Annotated in this window: 17 protein-coding genes and 1 pseudogene; 11 read left to right on the forward strand and 7 right to left on the reverse strand. The window is 43.4% G+C overall.

Annotation, left to right across the window (positions count from 1 at the left end):
• Window positions 1-102: 102 nt before the first annotated feature.
• The 5 genes and pseudogenes from CW749_RS07645 to CW749_RS07665 form a co-directional block, all read right to left on the reverse strand.
• Window positions 103-687 (reverse strand): annotated as a pseudogene (locus CW749_RS07645) (ISAs1 family transposase); the annotation flags it as partial.
• A gap of 133 nt (window positions 688-820) precedes the next feature.
• Entirely contained in the window at window positions 821-1,813 is a 993-nt protein-coding gene (locus CW749_RS07650; protein ID WP_101111441.1) for a Wzz/FepE/Etk N-terminal domain-containing protein, read from the reverse strand.
• 75 nt (window positions 1,814-1,888) lie between these two features.
• Window positions 1,889-4,510 (reverse strand): SLBB domain-containing protein, encoded by a 2,622-nt coding sequence (locus CW749_RS07655; protein ID WP_101111442.1) that lies wholly within the window; start codon window positions 4,508-4,510, stop codon window positions 1,889-1,891.
• 110 nt (window positions 4,511-4,620) lie between these two features.
• Window positions 4,621-5,934: a capsule assembly Wzi family protein gene (locus CW749_RS07660; protein ID WP_101111443.1), complete on the reverse strand. Its 1,314-nt coding sequence runs from the start codon at window positions 5,932-5,934 to the stop codon at window positions 4,621-4,623.
• A gap of 423 nt (window positions 5,935-6,357) precedes the next feature.
• Window positions 6,358-6,978: a TetR/AcrR family transcriptional regulator gene (locus tag CW749_RS07665; protein WP_101111444.1), complete on the reverse strand. Its 621-nt coding sequence runs from the start codon at window positions 6,976-6,978 to the stop codon at window positions 6,358-6,360.
• A gap of 204 nt (window positions 6,979-7,182) precedes the next feature.
• Between CW749_RS07665 and CW749_RS07670 the strand changes: the two genes are divergently transcribed.
• The 11 genes from CW749_RS07670 to CW749_RS07720 all read left to right on the forward strand — a co-directional run bounded on the left by CW749_RS07670 (window position 7,183) and on the right by CW749_RS07720 (window position 19,402).
• Window positions 7,183-7,416 carry a hypothetical protein gene (locus CW749_RS07670; protein WP_004405459.1) on the forward strand — a complete coding sequence of 78 codons (234 nt, stop codon included), beginning with the start codon at window positions 7,183-7,185 and terminating at the stop codon, window positions 7,414-7,416.
• A 67-nt stretch (window positions 7,417-7,483) separates the two neighbouring features.
• Window positions 7,484-8,155 (forward strand): YjbF family lipoprotein, encoded by a 672-nt coding sequence (locus CW749_RS07675; protein WP_101111445.1) that lies wholly within the window; start codon window positions 7,484-7,486, stop codon window positions 8,153-8,155.
• A gap of 7 nt (window positions 8,156-8,162) precedes the next feature.
• Window positions 8,163-8,882: a capsule biosynthesis GfcC D2 domain-containing protein gene (locus CW749_RS07680; RefSeq protein WP_101111446.1), complete on the forward strand. Its 720-nt coding sequence runs from the start codon at window positions 8,163-8,165 to the stop codon at window positions 8,880-8,882.
• Complete coding sequence (locus CW749_RS07685; RefSeq protein WP_101111447.1) at window positions 8,879-11,101, forward strand: YjbH domain-containing protein; 2,223 nt, start codon at window positions 8,879-8,881, stop codon at window positions 11,099-11,101. The genes CW749_RS07680 and CW749_RS07685 overlap by 4 nt, the downstream gene beginning before the upstream one ends.
• Before the next feature lie 118 nt (window positions 11,102-11,219).
• Window positions 11,220-12,161, forward strand: a complete 942-nt coding sequence (rfaD, locus tag CW749_RS07690; RefSeq protein ID WP_101111474.1) for an ADP-glyceromanno-heptose 6-epimerase — start codon at window positions 11,220-11,222, stop codon at window positions 12,159-12,161.
• Complete coding sequence (locus CW749_RS07695; RefSeq protein ID WP_101111448.1) at window positions 12,158-13,921, forward strand: polysaccharide deacetylase family protein; 1,764 nt, start codon at window positions 12,158-12,160, stop codon at window positions 13,919-13,921. Before rfaD ends, CW749_RS07695 begins: the two co-directional genes overlap by 4 nt.
• Window positions 13,922-13,984: 63 nt before the next feature.
• Window positions 13,985-15,019: a lipopolysaccharide heptosyltransferase II gene (gene waaF, locus CW749_RS07700; protein WP_101111475.1), complete on the forward strand. Its 1,035-nt coding sequence runs from the start codon at window positions 13,985-13,987 to the stop codon at window positions 15,017-15,019.
• Window positions 15,016-16,299, forward strand: a complete 1,284-nt coding sequence (gene waaA / locus CW749_RS07705; protein ID WP_101111449.1) for a lipid IV(A) 3-deoxy-D-manno-octulosonic acid transferase — start codon at window positions 15,016-15,018, stop codon at window positions 16,297-16,299. Before waaF ends, waaA begins: the two co-directional genes overlap by 4 nt.
• Window positions 16,296-17,339, forward strand: a complete 1,044-nt coding sequence (locus CW749_RS07710) for a glycosyltransferase (RefSeq protein WP_101111450.1) — start codon at window positions 16,296-16,298, stop codon at window positions 17,337-17,339. Before waaA ends, CW749_RS07710 begins: the two co-directional genes overlap by 4 nt.
• 9 nt (window positions 17,340-17,348) lie before the next feature.
• A complete protein-coding gene (locus CW749_RS07715; RefSeq protein ID WP_101111451.1) occupies window positions 17,349-18,584 on the forward strand; it encodes an O-antigen ligase family protein in 1,236 nt (411 codons plus the stop codon).
• On the forward strand, window positions 18,581-19,402 hold the full coding sequence (locus tag CW749_RS07720) for a glycosyltransferase (protein ID WP_101111452.1): 822 nt from the start codon (window positions 18,581-18,583) through the stop codon (window positions 19,400-19,402). The genes CW749_RS07715 and CW749_RS07720 overlap by 4 nt, the downstream gene beginning before the upstream one ends.
• Window positions 19,403-19,436: 34 nt before the next feature.
• Here the strand turns inward: CW749_RS07720 and CW749_RS07725 are convergent, their stop codons facing one another.
• Together CW749_RS07725 and CW749_RS07730 are read right to left on the reverse strand one after the other, a co-directional pair.
• Window positions 19,437-20,414 carry a glycosyltransferase gene (locus CW749_RS07725; RefSeq protein ID WP_101111453.1) on the reverse strand — a complete coding sequence of 326 codons (978 nt, stop codon included), beginning with the start codon at window positions 20,412-20,414 and terminating at the stop codon, window positions 19,437-19,439.
• Entirely contained in the window at window positions 20,404-21,117 is a 714-nt protein-coding gene (locus CW749_RS07730) for a 3-deoxy-D-manno-octulosonic acid kinase (RefSeq protein ID WP_101111454.1), read from the reverse strand. The genes CW749_RS07725 and CW749_RS07730 overlap by 11 nt, the downstream gene beginning before the upstream one ends.
• Between the last annotated feature and the right edge of the window lie 5 nt (window positions 21,118-21,122).

Below are 21,122 nucleotides of genomic sequence, written 5' to 3' on the forward strand. Positions count from 1 at the left end.
CTGAAAGTGCGTCTGGTACGCTTGGTCATAGTTTTACCTGTCATGCTATGAGGTGCATCTTAACACCTCTAATCAGGTGGCCAAATTCAACGTACCACTACAGACCGACAATAAATAGTCCGCGCTCTTATTCACTATCTTTTGGGCTATCTTCTTTTGACACCCCATCGCGTCTATGCTCACTAAACAGCCTGCAACGTTCAGCAGCTCTAGTAAGTCTGGGATTGCGGTGATCTCATTCGATTTCTCGTAGACTTTATGTTGACCAAGACTCACACCATTTTCCGTCGCAAAAGCATTAACCATATGGATAGCACCTAACCCTTGAGAATTGTCATAAGAGCCTCGTACTGTCTTACCATCAATCGCGACTACTTCACCTTTTGTCACTTCACAGCAGGCTTCTATCCACTCTATAAAACTCTTTTGCAAACGAGGTGCACTGACCATTCCCCTCACTCGAGATATTATCGAAGCCGGCGGAACGCCATGACGAAAATCGCCTAGTGTTTTTAAGAAATCTATACGGGCTTCTCCAAACAATTGAATCGCTTTCCAATCATCTTGACCTGAAAGAACGGCACATATTGTTAACAAAATGATATCTGTTAACTTGTGCTCGACCTTTCCTTGTTGGCGATAATCTTTGATGTTATCGAAATGCATAAATGGGTAAGAATGACTCATTGGTTGACCTCCAAATTTTCATAGGGAGGTATTAAAAAACACTGAAAATGATCTTCAACTCGATCGTTAGGAAAAAGGGTGACCTGTGATACCGCTCTCTAGCGAGAGGCAAAAAATGCGAACTCAACCTACCTCAATCCCTTTTAAAATGGGCATGTTCATGATTTTTCCCTGCAACACGCACTAACACAATAACAACACCCAGCATGCCACCAAGCAATGCACCTAATACACAAATTAGTGCGCGTTTTGGTCCGTCTTTTAGCTCTGGCACTACAGCAGGGTCAACAACCTTAAAGATAAATTCCTGTTGCACTTCAGCCAGCATTAAGCTCTTAGTCTGCTCTTCAATAAGCTTATAAAAAGTGCTTTGCATATCTGCTAAGGAAGTTTTCTCTAACTGAGTGTTCAAGTAGATTAGATTTTGAGATGTTTCCGCGATCGTTCGTTCCCGCATGACTTGGTTAATATCTTCCAACAACCAATTAACCCACTGCTGTGCAATATAAGGTGAGAAATGCTTAACAGATATAGTATATAAACCACTTTCTTTGTTTTGACTTACGCTGAAAACTTCCTTGTTAAATTTACTAAATGCTTCTTGTGCCGTAGGTTTAGCGCCACGTAAACCTTTCGGCTCACGTAGCCATTCCTCTGTTGCTGGATTGTAATACTCTTCATCTATGACAAGTTCGTTGCCCACAAGATCCCATTCTTTCACAGCCATAAGAGGAACTAGTAAGTTATGCTTATTAATAAATGCTTCTACAAATTGGCGAGACTTCATGACCTGTACAGCTAAATCCGTTTGTGATGCTTCACCGCTACCAAGACTTACTCCCGCTAAAGAAGCCAATCCGCCAAGCTGACCGGCCATTTTGGATAGACCACCACCGTTAGAAGTTTCCGCTGGAGCGAGAAGAGCATCTGATTTGTAGATATTTGGTAGACTCAACGCATAAAACGCTGAACTAGCAGCAAATATAAGAGTAGTCAGAATAATTACCCACTTCCCTTTCCACAGTGCTGAAAAGAGTTCTCTTAAATCAATTTCGTCATTTTCTGTAGCTGGAGGCTGAGGATAGTAAGGTGGGTACGGTTGGTTTGGCGGCAATTGTTGATTCATAGTGTTACCTAAAAAGAGAGCGCGAAATTAATCACGCTCCAGATGCATATTTTGAGAAAAGTTTTAATCGTTTGATTAGTCTGAAATAGCTTTCCAAGCAACACCGATTTGGTACAGGATCTGCGTTGCAGATGTGAGTGTGCTTAAACCATCTAGGTAATCCGTATCAATCGGTACAATAATGGTGTCACCTGGTGCCAGTGGCTTGTCTTTGCGGCTAAACCAGAAAGAATTATTTGGCAGCATTACGGAACCGTCCGCTCTTACAATATAAATACGGTCTGTGTCCGCTTGTTTTTTCGTACCACCAGCCGACTCTAAATACTCTTCCACTGTCATATCAGGGCGGAATGTATGGTTAGACGAGTATTGAACCTCCCCCATAACGCTAATGGTTGGGTTTTTGGCTGGAATATAAAGCTTGTCGCCTTTTTCTAGCATAAGGTCCGAGATTGGGTCTTCGTCCATAGCTTCAGGCAAGTTAATCACCAAACGACCAACAGCCTCTGTTTTAGAGAGCTCTTCTGCAATTTCCATTGCCTGAACTGGAGGCGTAGTGTAAGTCGCAGCGGAATTTTGGCGTCTCAGTGCTAGATTGCCAATTTCTTGCTTGAGCTGCATATTCAATAATCGTAAGCGCTCTTGCTCCTGTCGCTTAAGCCTGACACGGCTAAATACTGCACCTTTTGCATAGGCATATTCTGTTAACCCACCTGCTCGGTTAATCACATCACTCAATGTTTCGCCACGTTGAAAAGTGTATTTCCCTGGGAAAACGACTTCGCCTTGTAGCTCAATCACCATATCTTGCTGCCAGTTTGGTTGAGTTTTAATAACTACATGATCTTGAGCTTGAAGTTCTAAGTTAGAATCACCATTGAGTGCATCACGCAAAGAAAACGGAATATGGCGTGACTCAAAGCTTTCCCCCACTCTTTGGCTACGCGTTATCTCAGCTTGAGTGAGGTAAGCTCGCTCACTTAAACCACCTGCAGCTTCTATGATTTTCTCCAACGTTTCGCCCGCAGGCAGCGGGTAAGTCCCAGGGAACTTGACTGCACCCGAGACTTCCACCAACTTCGCAGGCTTTTTGAAGCTTGACTGGGCTTTTAAGCGCTCAATAATAGGGTTAAGTAATTGTTCGCGGCTAGATTGCTTGATGTTATCTGCTTTGGCTACTGTATCAACATCTTGAACAGCAATTTCATTCACTTGCTCATTCAGTACAACTGCGCCTGTTTCTTCATCAACCAATTCCTGGTGTTTTTCAGTAAGCTTCTCTTTACTTTCTACTTTTTGATTCTTTTGCTCGCCATACCAGTAGTCCAGTTCAAGCCCATTATCAAACACAAAGATCTGATCACGTTCTTTTAATTTGATATTCTCAGTAGAACGGCGATTTTTTAGCACTTGCCCTAAGTTAAACTGAATCACTTCAATATCACGGTTGGCATTCACTTCTCGTACAATCAATGCATAAGTCAAATCAGCATTCAGTTTAAGATCATCGTTAGCGGAGCTGATCACATCAGACACGCGCATGCCTTTTCGGTAGCTCAATGCACCTTGGCGAATTACTTCACCACGTACTGCGACTGCCCCTTTTAGGTTACTGGAAGAAGGTGCAATTTCTATTTTGTCGCCTGATTTTATAGAAAAATCACGACCAGAAGCCTTCGTTAAGTCCAAAGTAAATTGCTCTTGCCCTTGAGATGTCTGGCGTCGAACATTAATTTTCGATAAATACCCTTGAGGTAAAACACCACCAGCAAGCTTAATCACATCTGATAATGTTGTTGCACCACCAAGCTCATAAATAGCAGGGCGAAGTACTTCACCGTCGATTTCAATACTCGATGATTTAGCTGGAATAAACAACGTATCACCTGCAAGTAAACGTACATCAGAAGAGGTGTTTCCGCTAATAAGAAGATCATAAAGATCGAGAGTCGCGACTGTTTCGCCTTTCCGCTTAAGCTGTATCTTACGGAGGCTGCCCGACTCTTTAACCCCGCCACTCGCAACAAGTGCTTGAGTTATCGTGGTCAATCCATTCACGTTGTACGCACCGGGCTGATTGGTTTCACCCACAATATAAACTTGCATTGTGCGCATGTTACCCATAGTGACAGCCACATCAACGCCTAGCACTTTTTGCTCAACAAGTTGCGTTACTTGCGTACGTACTTGAGAGAAAGTCTGCCCTGCTACAGTCAATGGCCCGAATTCAGGGAAGTATACCTTTCCCTCTCGATCTAATTTTAATTGATACTCTTGGTTGGTCTTACCGTAAAGCTGAACTTTAATCTCATCGCCCGGCTCCATAACATAATCTAATGGAACTGGTAGTGTGTCCGTAGGCGTAAACCCTTGAGGTTCACCTAACAATACGTCGTAGCCGAAGTGCTTAAGACCATCTTGCTCTTCGTAACTTGTCACACCATTTTCTGAATTTTTTATCGGAAGAGTACGCTCAGGCACCTGAGAGTTATTTGAGCCTATGTCTTGACTAGGCTGTCCTGCGCTCTGGAGTACGCTTAAATCAATACCGTATTGGCGTGCCAACTGCTCCTGCTGCGCTTTAGGTAAACTCTTAAACTGAGCCATTTGCGCGGGTGTTGGTGTATTTGCAATTGCATTGGCGCTCAATGCTGAGATGCAAAACGCAAGAAACGGAGTCTTAAAGATGTTGTGCATGGTTAACTTCACTTTTATGTGTCAGCGAAAATTTAGGTGCTGACCGCTTGTAGAAAGATAGTTGTCATTGTAAAAATCGAAGCGAGGTACTCGAGGTCGAAACTCATCATTTAGAATCGAAACTCGTACCCGGTCCAGAAAGACGTTGAGTTTTCTGTTTTATCCCCAGCCTGTTGGCTGTATCCAATACCAGCGTGTACCATTCCCGCCACTGCAGGGAATTGATAAGTGACATTGGTATTTTTGTATCGATTTTGGTCTTGATACGAGTCCTGTAATACAACACTAAGCTTGTGGTCATTTTCCATTTGAAGATAGAGAGAGGCGGATGTGCTTTTGTCTAGTGAATACGTATTGCGAGATATCCCATCGTGAGATGAAGGGTACATACCATTTGTCCACCCTTGGGCACTATCGTTCTCTTTAGCTTCTGTAGACTCCTGCCTTTCAAGCACTAAGCGCCAAGTATGGCTAAATGCGTCAAGTTGACCTGTCCAACCGTAAAGATAAGCACCAGCTTCAGCAATATCATGGGTTGAAGCAATTTCTGCATAAATAGAATGGTATAAATGCTCAAATGATGGCAAAGAGGCTTTCGCATCGACAGCAAGCTGCTTATCCCCATTATTAATCTTTGTTCCGTCAAACCAAGTTTGATAAGTAACACCTAGATCCAACCAATCCAAAGGCTTGGAGGTGAACCGTGAAACACTGAACCGTTCAAAACTTGCATCATCAGCAAAGCCCACAATCGCTTCTGCACTCCAACCACCTAAAAAGGCATTTTTACCGATATAACTCGCACTCAGATCCGCAGTTGACGAGCTAGAACTGCCCAGTACCAGATTGTGTTGCCAACCTTGCCCCCACCATTTATCTAACTTGCCAATAGAGAACAACCAGGCTCCAGCATTGAGAGACAAGTAGCTATCATCCCAAACAAACTGATCATCGCCATTTTGCTTTGCGTAACCTGTTGAAACTCGAAAAGCGAAGCTATTCTCCAATGCTTCATAAGATGCGTAAGCACCCCATTCATCTTGATTAAATTGCCCAAAACCAACGGAAGGAGAAGGTTCGTTTCCGATCACAACTTTAGCCGAACGATTGCCCCTTGAATACTTGGCTGAATTTAAAGCATAACTCACATGTGCATTGGCTCGGGCAAGACTTTCATTCTCATAATGCGATTTATCTAAATCATCGCCAATAGAGGCCCATCGTAAAGGATAATGATTGACTGAAGACTGCAACAAACCAGCATCAGAAAGGAGCGTTACATCAGAACGTAAAAAGGGATCTTTAGCTTCAAGCCAAGGAGAAGCGTAGGAAGAAAATGAAGTCATGCTCAGTGGTAAAAATACCACTAAATAACCAATTGGCTTAAAGGGGGTAAACAAAGAGTTGAACTGAGTTTTATTCACGGGAATGATTGTCCTAACGCAACAAAGCTTGGTGTTTAAGCACGCTACCGCCCATTAGCACACGCATAGCCACATTGCGTTTTCATCTATCGAATGAGTGTTTAATTAGGGCTAATGTTGTTGTTTTTCAGTCAAGCCCTATTATTGCGACACCATTATCCACAACGAGAATCAAATCTCAACGAAGTAGCTCTGTAAACTGATAAAAAAGCGTCATATATTTAGGAAATGACAACTAAGCCCAGTAGCAAGCTATAGTTCCACATGGAATACCATTGGTAATAAAATGTAACTTACTGTTTAGTAATTAGATATGGAATGACAGTTCATAAATCAGCATTAGAAATATTGTATTAAACCCTTCAACGGAATGTTGTAAAAGGAGCGCCCACCGCTCATATTCACCTAAGAATTTCCACTTATTTACAAGCACCTAACGAATTGATTTAAAATATCTTTACCTGCCACCGTAGCATGAGGCTTCATCACACTCACCATTTGCCTTATCCCGTTGGCGACATCTTGTTCTGTGACTTTTTCATGCGCGGTTATGGCACTTTGATAGCTAAACCAGTTTGTCGCAATAAAATGAACAGTCGTGAGCAGATCGCTCTTTTCCGTCTCATCAATATTAATCAAATTTAACGATTGGAAGGAGTTGCATATCAAAAGCAAATTCGCACGCAACTGCTCTTGCACAGATAAATAGTCGCGATGTAATTTTGGGTCTCGAGCGAGAATGTCAGGGAGATTGGAGTAAAAAAAACGGAACCTCCACATTAAAGCAAAAATGCTGTTCATGTAATGCTCAAAAAGGCTCACTGCATCTTTCGAATCAATACTTGGCGAAAACTGGCAAAGTAACTCTTCCTCGTAAAGCTTAAAAATACCTCGAACAATTTCCTCTTTGTTGCGAAAGTGGTAATAGAGATTACCAGGGCTCATGGAAAGGTGTTCTGCGATATGGTTGGTAGTCACATTTCGTTCGCCATGCTCATTAAACAGATCTAGAGCGCCTAGAACTATTTTCACTTTTGTTTTCACACTATACTCCGAATATATTATTCAATGGCTTAATGATTAGTGCCTCATGAGACCATACATTAAACAATGCATTTCAACTTTCTTCGTTAAATATGGTCTGATCTGCATACTGATTATTTACTTTATCCGAGTGTGTACACTAGAATAGCCTTGAGGAGAATTTCATCACCTCATTACATCGATGTAAATAAGTAAGGATAAATAATGAAACATATCGCTCTAGCAATGCTGGTTGCACTAGGTGCTGCAGGTAACGCTTTTGCTGCTGGCGAAAGCAGCTCAACAGCCGCTTCAGGTGGAGGTGCTGCAGGTGGCGCTGGCGCTACTGGTGCTGCAGTAGGTACTACAACTGCAATCGTTGGTGGCGTTGCTGCTGCTGCTGTAGTTGCAGTTGCAGTTGCAGATTCAGGTACAACGTCTACGTCTGTATCTCAGTAATCTGATATCGCTATGCAATCGCCCTGACTGGTTCAGGGCGATTTTTTATCTGTAGGATCATACGACTGTGCTTTCAAATTTTTCATTGCGTACATTGATTTACCTTTCTGTGGTTTCTTTCTTACTAGGCTGTACTCAGAAAATGAACGATGTGGGCAGCAGCTTATCCGAAGCCTTTTCAGCTTCTGATGATGTCACACTTAGCCAAGAAGAAATTTCCAGCCTCCCGTACGCCAGTACCTATGTGCGCATCAATGACGGTCGCCAAGTATTCATGGTATTAGCATTTGCTGACTTAAATCCGACAACAGGTAATACTCAGCTAAAATGGGCGTCTGCAGATGGGTCTATGATAGCAACGGAACAAGGTCGAATCGTAAAAACGCTAGGATTTGACGGCAGTAATCTCATCAATATTACGGGTAAAGGTATCTCAACGGGCATCATCACAGATAGCCAATGGAGCGCTGTTTATGATTGGTCCCCTGACAATCGCTACCAATTTAGTGCATCGGTAAATTCAACGTTCATAAAAAGAGAAGCGATAAGCACAAACCAGTGGACGCTGGAAACCAATAAAATTGATGAACACGTCAATTTTGGTGAGCTAAATGAAGCCTTTACCAATAGTTACTGGATTACCGATGCAGGTGAAACAATGAAATCGATTCAGTATATCGGTCCAAATATGAATAAATTCGAAATGACCATATTGAAAACGTTTGCGCCAGCAAGGTAGCCTTATTATGAGAACTTTACTTATCTCCCTACTAAATACCTTGCTTGCCTGTACACTGGTATTTAGTACCTTAGCGTCATCACATCAACTGACAGTACACCTTCCCAACCAAAAATTAAATCTAAATTATATGTTGCCAAGTCAGCTATCCCAGGTCATAGCAGACACACAAGCACAAAGTAAAGAAGCGTTGTTTTTTGAAGGTGGTGTATTGGCGAGTACTAAGCAGCAAGCCAAAGTTGACAGCCTTAAACATTCAATATTTAAACGCCTCACTCGTGAGAACTCTGAACAAAGCCTAAACCTTCTGAATCAACTTAAAGCGATGCATTTCGTTGGTCGCGAATGGGTAAGCCTAGATAACGATCTCGTTCGGCTAAAACCCGAATTGAACCCCTTGCTTTCTGGGCGCTATGATTTTTATGTCTCCCCACGAAGCAATCAAGTTCGCATTTTAGGGTACGTTAAAAATCCGACTCATACCCCGTTATTAAACGGTCAAGACATCACCGCTTATTTAGATAACCTTGAGCTCTCTGAGCTTGGCGATTTAGATCAAACCTATATTATTCATGCCAATGGTGACCTCATTCATGCAAAGCTGGGTTATTGGCAACCAAAGCGCTATTACGTAAGCCCCGGCTCAAAGATATTCATTGGTTCCAGTAATACTCCGGAAACAAACAAAGACATAGCTCAACTTCTTAGATACGCGGTGGATAAATGATGTTTCGCCAATCAATGCTAACCCTTTCTCTATTCGCTGCGTTTTACGCTAACGCAGAGTCTTCAGACACTGTATTCCAACCTGCCTCTTACACGCCATCCCAAATGGACTTTGGCGGTGTTGGTCTCATCAAGATGCCAACAGGGAGAATGGCACCGGAAGGAGAATTCAATTTAAGCGCAAACATCAACCATGAATATCGCATGTACAATGCATCAATCGCTCTTTTTCCATGGTTCGAAGCGACCATTCGCTACGCGATCGTGCCAAACAAGCGGATGGGTGCCCAAGAGTTCAGTGGGGACAGCCCTTATCTGGATAAAGGCATCGATTTTAAATTCCGTTTATTGGAAGAAAGCCGTTGGTTACCGGAAGTAGCTGTGGGTGTCCGAGACTTTGGCGGCACTGGCTTGTTTGATGGCGAGTTCATCGCCGCATCCAAAAAGCTCTACACCAATGATTACGGTGTATTTGACTTCACATTAGGTATGGGTTGGGGCTATATGGGCATGCACGGCAACGTGACCAATCCATTTTGCAAAGCCAACGACAAATTCTGTGAGCGACCAAAAGATTTTGGCGGTACTGGCGGCGAAGTGGATTATCATCGCTGGTTCAAAGGCCCTGCCGCCATCTATGGTGGCGTCGAATATCAAACACCCTATCAACCACTTCGCTTAAAAGTGGAATACGATACCAATGATTACTCTGAAGATTTCCCGACAAGATTTCGACCAGGGGATTTCTACGAAGTCGATATGACTCAGCACACGCCCATAAACGTTGGCTTAATTTATCGCGCGCATCGAAATATTGATCTCCGCTTAAGCTACGAACGGGGAGATACCGTTTCTGCAGGGTTCAGCCTTCGCACCAACTACAATGAACTGGCATCCCAATGGCGTGACGAACCTACACCTCGCCCGAGCAATGAGCAGCCAGAAAATATCAATGAAGTAGATTGGCAATCACTCGAAAAACAACTTGCGCTGGTCGCAGGTTATGAGGGTGTTAAAATTCATGTGGATGATACGACAGTGATTATCTCTGGTGAGCAAGTTAAATATCGAGACTCAGAGATCGCCCACGAGCGCGCTGCTGCTGTTTTGCGCAATCAACTGCCCAAATCCATCAACACGTATAAAGTGATTAATACGCAACAGCACATTGCAACCGAAGCCGCCGACATTGATGCAAAAGAATACGAGCGCGTTGCTAATGTCAGTTACATCAAACCACATATTTCTGATGCCTCAAGCGTCAGTAAAGATACTAAAGTCCGTGGTCAACAAGTGCATGATGGTTCAGAGCGCTTGTATTACGGCGTTTCCCCAACGCTACGTCAATCGATAGCAGAGCCCGAAGAGTTTTATATTTTCAATCTCGGTGTTCGTGGTGAAGCCAGTTATTGGTTAACAAACCAGCTTCAAGCATCTAGCTCAATCCAAGTCAATATATACGACAATTACCCTGAACTGAACTTTATCGTGCCACCAGATGGCACAACGGTTCCCCCTAGAGTTCGATCATTGGGTCGGATGTATTTCCACGACAACCCAGTCAGAATGGACACGCTTCAACTGACTTGGTTTGATAATTTCGGCGACAGCATTTATCAACAAACTTACGCAGGTTACCTAGAAAGTATGTTTGCTGGTGTGGGAACGGAATGGCTTTATCGCCCAAGAGGAAAAAACTGGGCTATTGGTGCAGACATCAACCTTGTTGCACAGCGCGATCCCGATAGTTGGTTTGGTGTATACCAGCAAGAAACTCAATACAGTGCTGCAGATGGTCGCTCATTCAAAGTGTTAGACAAAGGCTATACCGGCTTCGTTTCGGGTTACTATATGCCAAAATGGTCGTGGCTGGATGACACTCTGTTCAAGATTGATGTTGGTCAATACCTCGCTCAGGATGTGGGTGTTCGTGGGGATTTCTCTAAGCAATTCAAAAGTGGCGTGATAGTAGGCGCTTACGCCAGCTTGAGCAATTTATCCTCAGAAGAATTTGGCGAAGGCAGCTTTACCAAAGGGTTTTATATCTCGATTCCATTCGACGTTATGACAGTAAAGCCAAGCCGCAATAGAGCGAAATTTGATTGGCAACCTCTGACTCGAGACGGCGGTCAAAAGCTCAATAAGGAACACGACTTGTTTAGCTTAACAGATTCAGCCTCACCTTGGTTTACAAGAAAGAATACGGTTCCTCAGCCATAGAGGAGCGTAGGTATAAATCAATAAGAACAAAATACAATACAGAGGCGCTATGCCTCTGTATTTTTTAGCGCCTTATTTGGTACACTCGCAACAACTCAATTTAAAGCTTGGTGAAAACATGATCATTGTAACTGGCGGCGCTGGCATGATTGGCAGCAACATTATCAAAGCCCTAAACGAACAAGGCATCAACGACATCCTAGTTGTAGATAACTTAAAAAACGGCAAAAAGTTCAAAAACCTCGTTGACCTTGATATCGCTGATTACATGGATCGTGATGACTTTTTAGTTCAAATCATGTCGGGTGAAAACTTTGGTCCTATTGACGCGATATTTCATGAAGGCGCTTGCTCAGCCACCACTGAGTGGGATGGCAAATACATGATGCTCAACAACTATGAGTATTCCAAAGAGTTACTTCACTACTGCTTAGAACGTGAAATCCCCTTCTTATATGCCTCTTCTGCTGCGACTTACGGCGAAACTACGGTTTTCAAAGAAGAAAAAGAATACGAAGGCGCCCTTAATGTATACGGTTACTCCAAACAACAATTCGATAATTACGTTCGCAAAGTTTGGGAAGATGCGGCCGCACACGGTGAAACACTGCCTCAAGTAACAGGCTTCCGCTATTTCAATGTGTACGGTCCTCGTGAAGATCACAAAGGCTCAATGGCGTCCGTTGCTTTCCACCTAAATAATCAAATGAATGCAGGCGAAAACCCAAAATTATTTGAAGGCAGTGAGCAATTCATTCGTGATTTTGTTTATGTTGGCGATGTTGCAGCGGTCAATCTTTGGTTCTTAGAAAATGGGGTATCCGGCATTTTCAACCTTGGTACAGGCAACGCAGAGTCCTTTGAAGAAGTGGCGAAAGCCGTAATCGCTTTCCATGGTAAAGGAGAAATTGAAACGATTCCGTTCCCTGAGCATTTGAAAGGCGCCTACCAAGAATACACTCAAGCGGACATGTCTAATCTTCGCGCTGCAGGCTGTGATCATGAGTTTAAAAGGGTGGCAGAAGGTGTCGCTGAATATATGGCAATTGTAAACGCATGAATATCCTAATGGCACTGTCACAATTGGAGGTGACGGGTGCCGAAGTCTATGCGACTACCGTAGGAAACGAGCTATCAAAAAGGGGGCATAACGTATTTTATGTCTCCGATACTCTTACCAAACCGCATGTGGGTGAATTTTTTAAACTGCGCTTTAATAAGCGCAGTGTATTACGCCGTTTCTGGCATGTTGGATACCTTTGCTTTCTCATTCGAAAATACAAGATTCAGTTAGTACACGCGCATTCAAGAGCCTCCAGCTGGAGCTGTCATATTGCCTGTAAGTTGACCAACACACCGATGATTACAACAGTACACGGTAGGCAGCCCGTTCACGCTTCAAGAAAACGCTTTCATGCCATGGGTAACAAAGCCCTCCCTGTATGCGAAGCAATTGAAAAGCAATTGATTGAAGAATTAGATGTACCGGAAGACATGCTGACGATCGCTCGCAATGGGATCGAAACAGACGACTTTACGTGGCAGAGTGCTCCCTCTAATACCAAACCTGTCATCTCGGTTATTGGTCGATTAACTGGACCTAAAGGTGATTTGTGTTACCGACTACTATCTGAGTGTTTGGATTCCAACCTTTACGACATTAGAGTGGTTTCTGGTTCCGAGCCAGACGAACGCTTTGACTCATTCAAAGATAAAGTGAATTTTACGGGTTACACCAATGACGTACCAAAGATGCTAAAAGAGTCTGACTTAGTGATTGGTGCTGGCAGAGTCGCGATGGAATCGTTGCTATGTGGGCGACCAACCCTTGCCGTTGGAGAGGCCATCTCAATTGGTCTGGTTACAAGCGATAACCTACCCCACGCTATGGCCACTAACTTTGGTGACATTGGACCAAAGGTTTTGGACATCGACTTTACGGCGCTGACCGATCAAATAAAGCTCGGTATCAACCAGACTCATTGTGACGTCGCCGTAAAAGAAACGATCTTAGCCAACTACGATCTTCAGCGTGTTGTCGACCAGTTGGAAGACGAGTACCAAACAACGTACGTTCAGGCACGCCAAAGTGAGATGCCTGTTCTCATGTACCATCGCTTTATTCAAAGCGAAGAAGAAAAAGGCACGCGTGGCCCGTATCTTGATATCCAAATGTTTGAGAAACATCTAAAGCTGCTAAAAAGAAAGGGCTTCGAAAGTCTCACATTCGAGGAACTCTCAAAGGGACGAACCATTGATAGACTGGCTTCGGGTAAACGGTACGTTATGATCACTGTCGATGATGGATTTTCAGACAATTACCACCTGATGCTGCCACTTTTAAAAAAATATGGATTCAAAGCTGTCGTCTATGTGGTCACTGGAGAATCCTTCAATCGCTGGGATGTAGAGGCAGACGAAAACCCAGATAAGCCGTTCAAGTTAATGACCAAAGACGAAATCAAGGCAATGGCAGATTCTGGGTTCATTGAAATTGGTGGTCACACATTAACGCACCCCAAATTGAGTCAACTTTCCGTTGAAGAGCAGCGATATGAAATCTTAGAAAACAAGATTCAGCTGGAATCAATCATAGGCAAACCTCTCACCTCTTTTGCTTACCCTTATGGCGATCACAACCAAAAAACAAAAGACATCGCGTTAGAAGTGGGTTATCAATACGCCGTTGCCACCAACAGTGGTCCGGTTGAATTCCATAAAGATTTAACCCAAATTCGTCGCATCGCTATCTTCCCGCGAACGGATGTCTTAGGGTTATGGCGCAAGGTATCTGGACGCTATACTTTCCGTAAGAAATGATCTCGCGATAAGATTCAATGATGATATCCTATCGCACTAGAAGAAAAATCGGTGAGCAACAATATGAAGATTTTGGTTATTGGACCTTCATGGGTGGGCGACATGGTGATGTCGCAAAGCCTGTACACAGAATTGAAGATCCAGCACCCGGAAGCCACGATTGACGTACTTGCTCCAGCCTGGTGTAAACCCATCCTAGAACGTATGCCCGAGATATCCCGAGCCATAGAAATGCCTATGGGGCACGGGGAGTTTAATTTATTCGGTCGACGCAAAATAGGTAAATCTCTAGCCCAAGAAGGCTATACGCACTCTTTCATCCTCCCTAATTCAGCGAAGTCTGCACTGATCCCTTGGTTTGCGGGCATACCGAACCGTACTGGCTGGAAAGGTGAAATGCGATACGGGTTGCTTAACGATTTGCGTCCTGATCGAAAAGTTTTCCAATATATGGTCGAGCGGTATGTCGCACTCGCTCACAGCAAAAATGCCATGCTAGATTCGGTTGTTTTGCCACAGTGCCCAACACCAAAACTTACGATAGATTCGGACTCTCAGCGAAGCGCATTACTTAGGTTAAACCTGTCCGATGAAAGAATCGCAATTGGTCTTTGCCCAGGCGCAGAATACGGTCCTGCAAAGCGGTGGCCTGACGCTTACTACGCGAAAGTTGCACAATTTGTTATAGAACAAGGCAAACAAGTTTGGTTATTTGGATCTGCCAAAGACAGAGAAGTCACTCAGAAGATTAGAAACGCCTTGCCCGAAGCACTTCAAGCGCATTGCCATGATCTGGCAGGACAAACGAGCTTAATTGAAGCCGTGGACTTACTCGCAGCCTGTGATACCGTTGTCTGCAACGATTCTGGTCTAATGCATGTCTCAGCTGCAGTCGGCTGTAATATTGTTGCGATTTATGGGTCAAGCTCACCAAAGTATACGCCACCGTTAACCGACAAGTTGACCATGCTGCACACTGACATTCAGTGCCGTCCATGTTTCAAAAAGACCTGCCCATATGGGCATATGAAGTGTTTAACAGAGTTGCCTCCTAGCCGCGTGATATCCGCATTAGAAACGAATAAGGCTTCAGCATGATCGCAAGAGTCTTGTACACCGTCATACTCACATTAGTCGCGCCAGTATTACTTTATGGTCTTTTCCGGAAACGCAAAAACAAGCCATCTGTCGGTTCTCGCTGGAAAGAACATTTTGGGTTGACGCCTAAATTGGATAGTGAAGTAAGCCCAATATGGATACACGCTGTATCAGTGGGTGAAGTCCTTGCGGTGACTCCTTTTATAAAAGAATTAAAAAAAAATGTTCCCGATACACCAATATTGATCACTACCACGACCCCGACGGGCGCAGAACAAGCAGAAAAGCTTTCAGCCCTTGCCACACACCGTTACGCTCCCGTAGATTTTCCCTTTTCTGTTCAACGATTTTTAGAGAGAGTTAACCCTTCACAGCTTATTATCGTGGAAACTGAATTATGGCCAAACACCATTCACGCAACATCAAAGAAAGGCATTCCCATTACAGTTCTGAACGCAAGGCTGTCAGATAAATCATTTCGTGGGTATAAAAAAATCCAGCCTTTATTTACAGGTATCGCAAACCATATATCGCAAGTGCTATGCCAACACGACGAAGACGCAGATAACTTTGTAAAGCTTGGTGTTAGCAATAAGAAGGTTCAGGTCACTGGCTCAATTAAGTTTGACATCAAGGTAACAGAGAACACGGTAAGAGAAGGTAATCTTCTTCGTGACAAAATGGGTATTGAGAGGTCCATCTGGATAGCGGCCAGTACACACTTAGGTGAAGATGAAAAAATCATAGATACACATAAAAAGCTATTAGAGAAATTACCAAATGCCTTGCTAATACTGGTACCGAGGCACCCAGAAAGATTTGATGCCGTGTTTAACCTTTGTGTAGCAGAAGGCTTAAAGACCGTAAGAAGAACACAACCAATCCATGATTTTAGCGATCAACAAGTGTACTTGGGTGATACCATGGGCGAAATGCTGATATTGATGCAAGCAGCAAATGTGTGCTTTATAGGTGGTAGCTTATTGGGGAATAAAGTGGGTGGACATAATCTGTTGGAACCAGCTGCATTAGGAAAACCCACGATTATTGGTCCAAGCTATTACAACTTTCTGGAAATAACAAAAGAGCTCCACAAGCTTAATGCTACCAAGATTATTCAAGGTCCGACGGACTTGGTCGATAGCTTGACAGTATTCTTAACATCAGAGCAAGACGCACAGCAAGCCGGGCTTAATGCCATGGCTTTCATAGAAAAAAGTCGTGGAGCGTTAAACCTCTCACTGAAAGCCATCACCAAAAATACCGCGTGTACACTATGAAGAACAGAAATGTCGCGATTGTTTGCCTTTCGCACTATCAAGGCGGAATGGAACTAGATGCGATCAAGCATGTCGGCATGTTCCGTCGCCACAATGTAAATACAGTATTGATTTGTAGGAAGAACACCTACCTAGAACAAGCCGCGTTATCAAAAGAGCTTCCGACTTACAGTATAGATTTCAAAGCGAAATTAGGATTGGCGCTTATAAGCGGCCTGAGGCAGATAATAAAGCAGCAGAAAATATCCACGTTAGTTTTTTTTGGTACTTCGGAAATAAAATCGATTTACTTTGCCGTTAAAGGGCTGGGCTGCAAAGTCATATTACGCCATGGAACAACGATGTCATCACCAAAAACCGACATGATTCATGCTCTGTTTTATCGTTGTGTCTCTAGTTATGTATCCATTAGTGACCACCTTAATGACAATGTAAAAGCGATATTTCCAATTAACGATAAGCCTGTAAAAACCATCTATAATCCTGTCGACTCAAGTCATACACAAGAAACTAGCCCAAAACAAAATCAGTTCATACATGTGGGTCGCGTAGAAGAAGGTAAAGGGGTATTTGATGCTGTAGAGGCTCTTGGAAAATCCAATATTCCAAGAGAAAACAAGCGTATTACTTTTGTTGGCGCAGTTGAGCCACATATAAAAAGCCAATTAACCGAGCTTGCAAAAAAAGGATCTGTGCAGATCCAGTTCGAAGGTTTTGTCAAAGACCCATTTACTCACTATAAAACACACAAATTTTTGCTGTTTCCCAGCCACGGAGAAGGTCTTGGAAACACTATTTTAGAAGCATTACAATGTGGATTGACTTGCATTACGTATAACAACACCGTTTTCCCTGAGTTTACATCTCTAGGATGCCAAGCGTTCTATCTTGCAGAAGATCGTAACATTCAAGATCTCGCGCTAAAGATTGAGGCTGCGTTTGAAAGTTCTTTAAGCTTAGAAGTAAACCCAAATTTTCACGTGCTTGCAAAACACTTCAGTGAAGAAAGTACTATCCGCCAATGGCAACCATTACTTTAAAAAGACCACATGCAGAAAATCTATTTAAATAAAGCGTACTATTACCTAACAGCAGTAGTTTTGACACTATTGATGCTTTCACTACCAACTTCGAAGGCTGGCATGAATATCTTCTCTGCACTCCTTGCTCTGGGAGGTTTCGGTTACGCGATATTCAATGTTAAGACACTAACAAAGCTCGAAAAGTTTGCCTTCTTATTCTGTATAGCGACGTATTCGATAGGTGGGATAGCAAGCTACGCACTCCACGCATCGGAGCTCGATTTTGCCTATTACATGCAAAAGAACAGCTTTTGGTTGCTGATTCCTGTCTTCATTTTGATTCTTAAGCATGAGCAACTTAAAAATCTTGCCTGCATTGCATTTATCCTGGCAGCAACAATTGCGGGAATCGAAAGTTTGTACGATGCCTATCTTGCCAATTTTGACGTTTACGCACGCTCTACTGGTTTTTTAGGGCATTCGCGACACGCCAACAGTATGCTGCTTAGCATCGGCTTGTCTTTGATCTATCTGAATAAAAAAGAAACAGGAACCGCCATCAAGTCACTGCTATGGGGCTGTATAATTATCGCCATATTGAGTTTACTCGTATCCGGAAGCAGAGGGGCTTGGCTGGGCGGAGGAGCGATGCTGCTTTACGTCATAATCCGTTTCCATAAGGCATTGATAAAACCGGGAATTATTCTTGCTATCTTGGTTGCAGTCATTGCGTCTATCAGTTTCCCCGATAAAGTGGAGCGCTATGTTGAGCGCGCAAAATCCATTGTTCACCTTGAACTTAGTGGTCTAGCTCGCTTAACCATGTGGCGTGGTGGCTTAGAGTATATGGGACATCAAGTTTCAGACTCCCCAATAACACTCATAGCGGGATCTGGTATGTACAGTGCCAAGGAAAAATACTTGAGCTATGTGGATGCTTTACAGCCAGAAGAGAGAGAACACCTACTAACCGATGGCGGCGTATTCGGCGGCTCTGATTTCCACAACTCAATCCTCGATGTTTTTGTTAAATCGGGAGTTTTGTATGCAACACTCTTTTTTGGCGCATGGGCATTTGTGATTTCAAAAGCAATGAAAGGTACCAACCAAGATATTTTCGCTTGCCGATATGTCATAGCCTATTTTGTCGGACTGTTTGTGATTTATCAGTTTTATACCATCGCACAAGATTACGCTACGTACGCTACGGCATTTGCAGTATCATTGTTGCTTTCTGAAATGATGCGAGAAAAAGAAGCATGAAAATCAGCTTGATTGTCGCAGTATACAAAGATTACCAAGCACTCAACCTTATTTTGGAGCAAGCGGCAAAACAAACGTACGATAGTTTTGAAATCGTGATTGCCGAGGATGCAATAAGCCAAGACATTCCGGAGCTCGTATCCAAATTTTCTCACATTGATATTGTGCATTGCTCGCAGGAAGATTCGGGTATCCGAAAAATGCGCTCAATCAACAACGCCATTAGAGCATCCACTGGGGATTACTTAATCTTCACTGATGGTGATTGCATTCCAGCCCCTGATTTCTTTGAATGCCACGCAAAAATGGCAACAAGAGGCACGATACTTTCTGGTCGAAGAACCAACTTGGGTCCTGGTTTTAGCACTCGAATTAGACAAGGCAACTTAGATACAGCCGAACTCGCTAACCGCTACCTTCGCTACTACCCTCAGGTGGCCTTGGATGGCAAGGAAGGGCACGCAGAAACGGGGCTTTGTTTCAAACCGGATGGTTGGATTTTCCAAACCTTTTTTGCAAAATCAAAGCGTTCTACAAGCCTTCTCGGCTGCCATTTCAGCTGTTTCAGAGAAGACATGTATTTCATCAATGGATTTGACGAGTCCTATGGAGAAACCGCACTAGGGGACGATACCGATATTGAGTGGCGCTTTCGTGCAGCTGGGTTTGAATTGAAATCCGTCAAGCACGCAACAACTGTATTCCACTTGTATCACGAGAAACGTGACCGCTTTATACCGGAAGAAGAAGCCCTTTATCACACAATGCTAGACCGAAAATCCAACAAAGAGTACCAAGCAAAAATCGGGCTAAAATAACGTTAGCCCGATTGAAACCCTACATCGAAATCTTCTAAGTTAACGCCGCGTAAACCTTCAAACCAAACTTACGCCAGATACGTACCCTCTCACCTAATGTCAAACCGCTTTCCTTTACCAGCGATTGAAACTTTTGAACATTACGATCGTCGCCCAAGGCATAATCTGTAGATCGAAGTACCGTTTGCATGTAGTCCATAAAAACCAGCTTGAAAAATGCGGACAGGGTGGATGAATTACTGGATTTCAGCGACGAGATTTCTTCCATTAAATTACTGACGACAGCAGCATGACTACGAATATCCGCAGGTCGAAGTGTGCCACCTTCTGCTCGCATGGATGAGTTTTCGTGTTGAACGTAGAAATAATGCTGGGAATCCAAGAACGAAACCCGATCGGCATGAAGTAAGGATTTAAAGGTAAAGTCAACATCTTCATACCTCACGCCCTCCAAATACGCTAAGTGATATTGTTCAATAAATTGTCGGCTCCACAAATGGGAAGGGGTCGTCGCAGAGTAAACTTTATACTCTCGCGCTTTAGGTAAATACTCAAGACCCGAACTCACTGGAAGTCCACTGATCGCCTTTAAACGCTTCTCTTTTTCGACCACGTACACTTGTTTGGTTCTTGGGTCTACTTCAAAGTTAGTCCCCATACACAGATCCAAATGATGTGTATGTGCGTACTTCACCATCTCTTCTATTTTCTTTGCGTCAACATAGTCATCCGCATCACAAAATAAAATGTAGTCTCCCTCAGCCATGGTCATCATTCTGTTTCGGGAAGCGGCTTGCCCTGAATTTTCTTGAGTCACCAAACGAAAATTATAACGTTGTTGAAGCTTCAGCAGCTGACTCGCGGTAGCATCTTTAGAGCCATCGTCAGTAACAATCAAATCGAGGTCTATAGAGGAAATTTCTGCAATTGACGCTATGCATTGCTCGATAGTGTCTGCGGCATTGTAAGCGGGTACCAATACAGATACTTTTAATTCTTTTTTATTTGTCATGCTCTCGATACCCTACAATAATCGGCTCCATGCTCTCGATGATATCTTCACCTAAGCTGCGTTGAGCTTCTTTCTCAAATGACCTTTTAAGTCGTTCCAAATTCCCTTGCTTCCAGTTCTCACCGCTTTGCTGGAAGCATTTATCAAAATCGATGATCCAAAATTTTTCTTGCTCATCCATCAAAATATTATGGATATTTAAATCCGTGTGGTTAATGCCAAGATCATGCATTTTACGGATCTCTCGGCCAATTTGCTGATAGTGCCGTGCTTCTAATGGTTCGGATTTTAAAATGTCCACCAAGTCTCTGGCGTTTTTTATCTTCTCGGTGATGATGTCAGCTCGGTAAGTCAGCCCTGATTTTTGAGCGTTGGCTGCGATCGGTTTAGGAACATTAAGTCCATTTTTACCCATTAAGCCAAGCAATGAGAACTCTAATGCGCTGCGGGTTTTGTCAAACCCCGTAAACACATACTGATCTTTAACGAGTTTGCCAAATAGCCCACCACGTCGATAGTGTCTCAATGCAGCGTGTGTTCCTCCCAAATCAACAAACCATGTTGTCCCTCTGCCACTGGCTTGCCCAATTACTTTGTTTTGATTTTGCCAATAGTCGATGTCGAACAAGCGATCTAAATCATGATGAATAACACTGCTGTCATACCATATTTTTTGATTCTTGCTGCTGTGGGTCTTAATCATGATTT

The sequence above is a fragment of the Vibrio sp. vnigr-6D03 genome, assembly GCF_002835515.1.
GTDB classification, from domain to species: domain Bacteria; phylum Pseudomonadota; class Gammaproteobacteria; order Enterobacterales; family Vibrionaceae; genus Vibrio; species Vibrio penaeicida.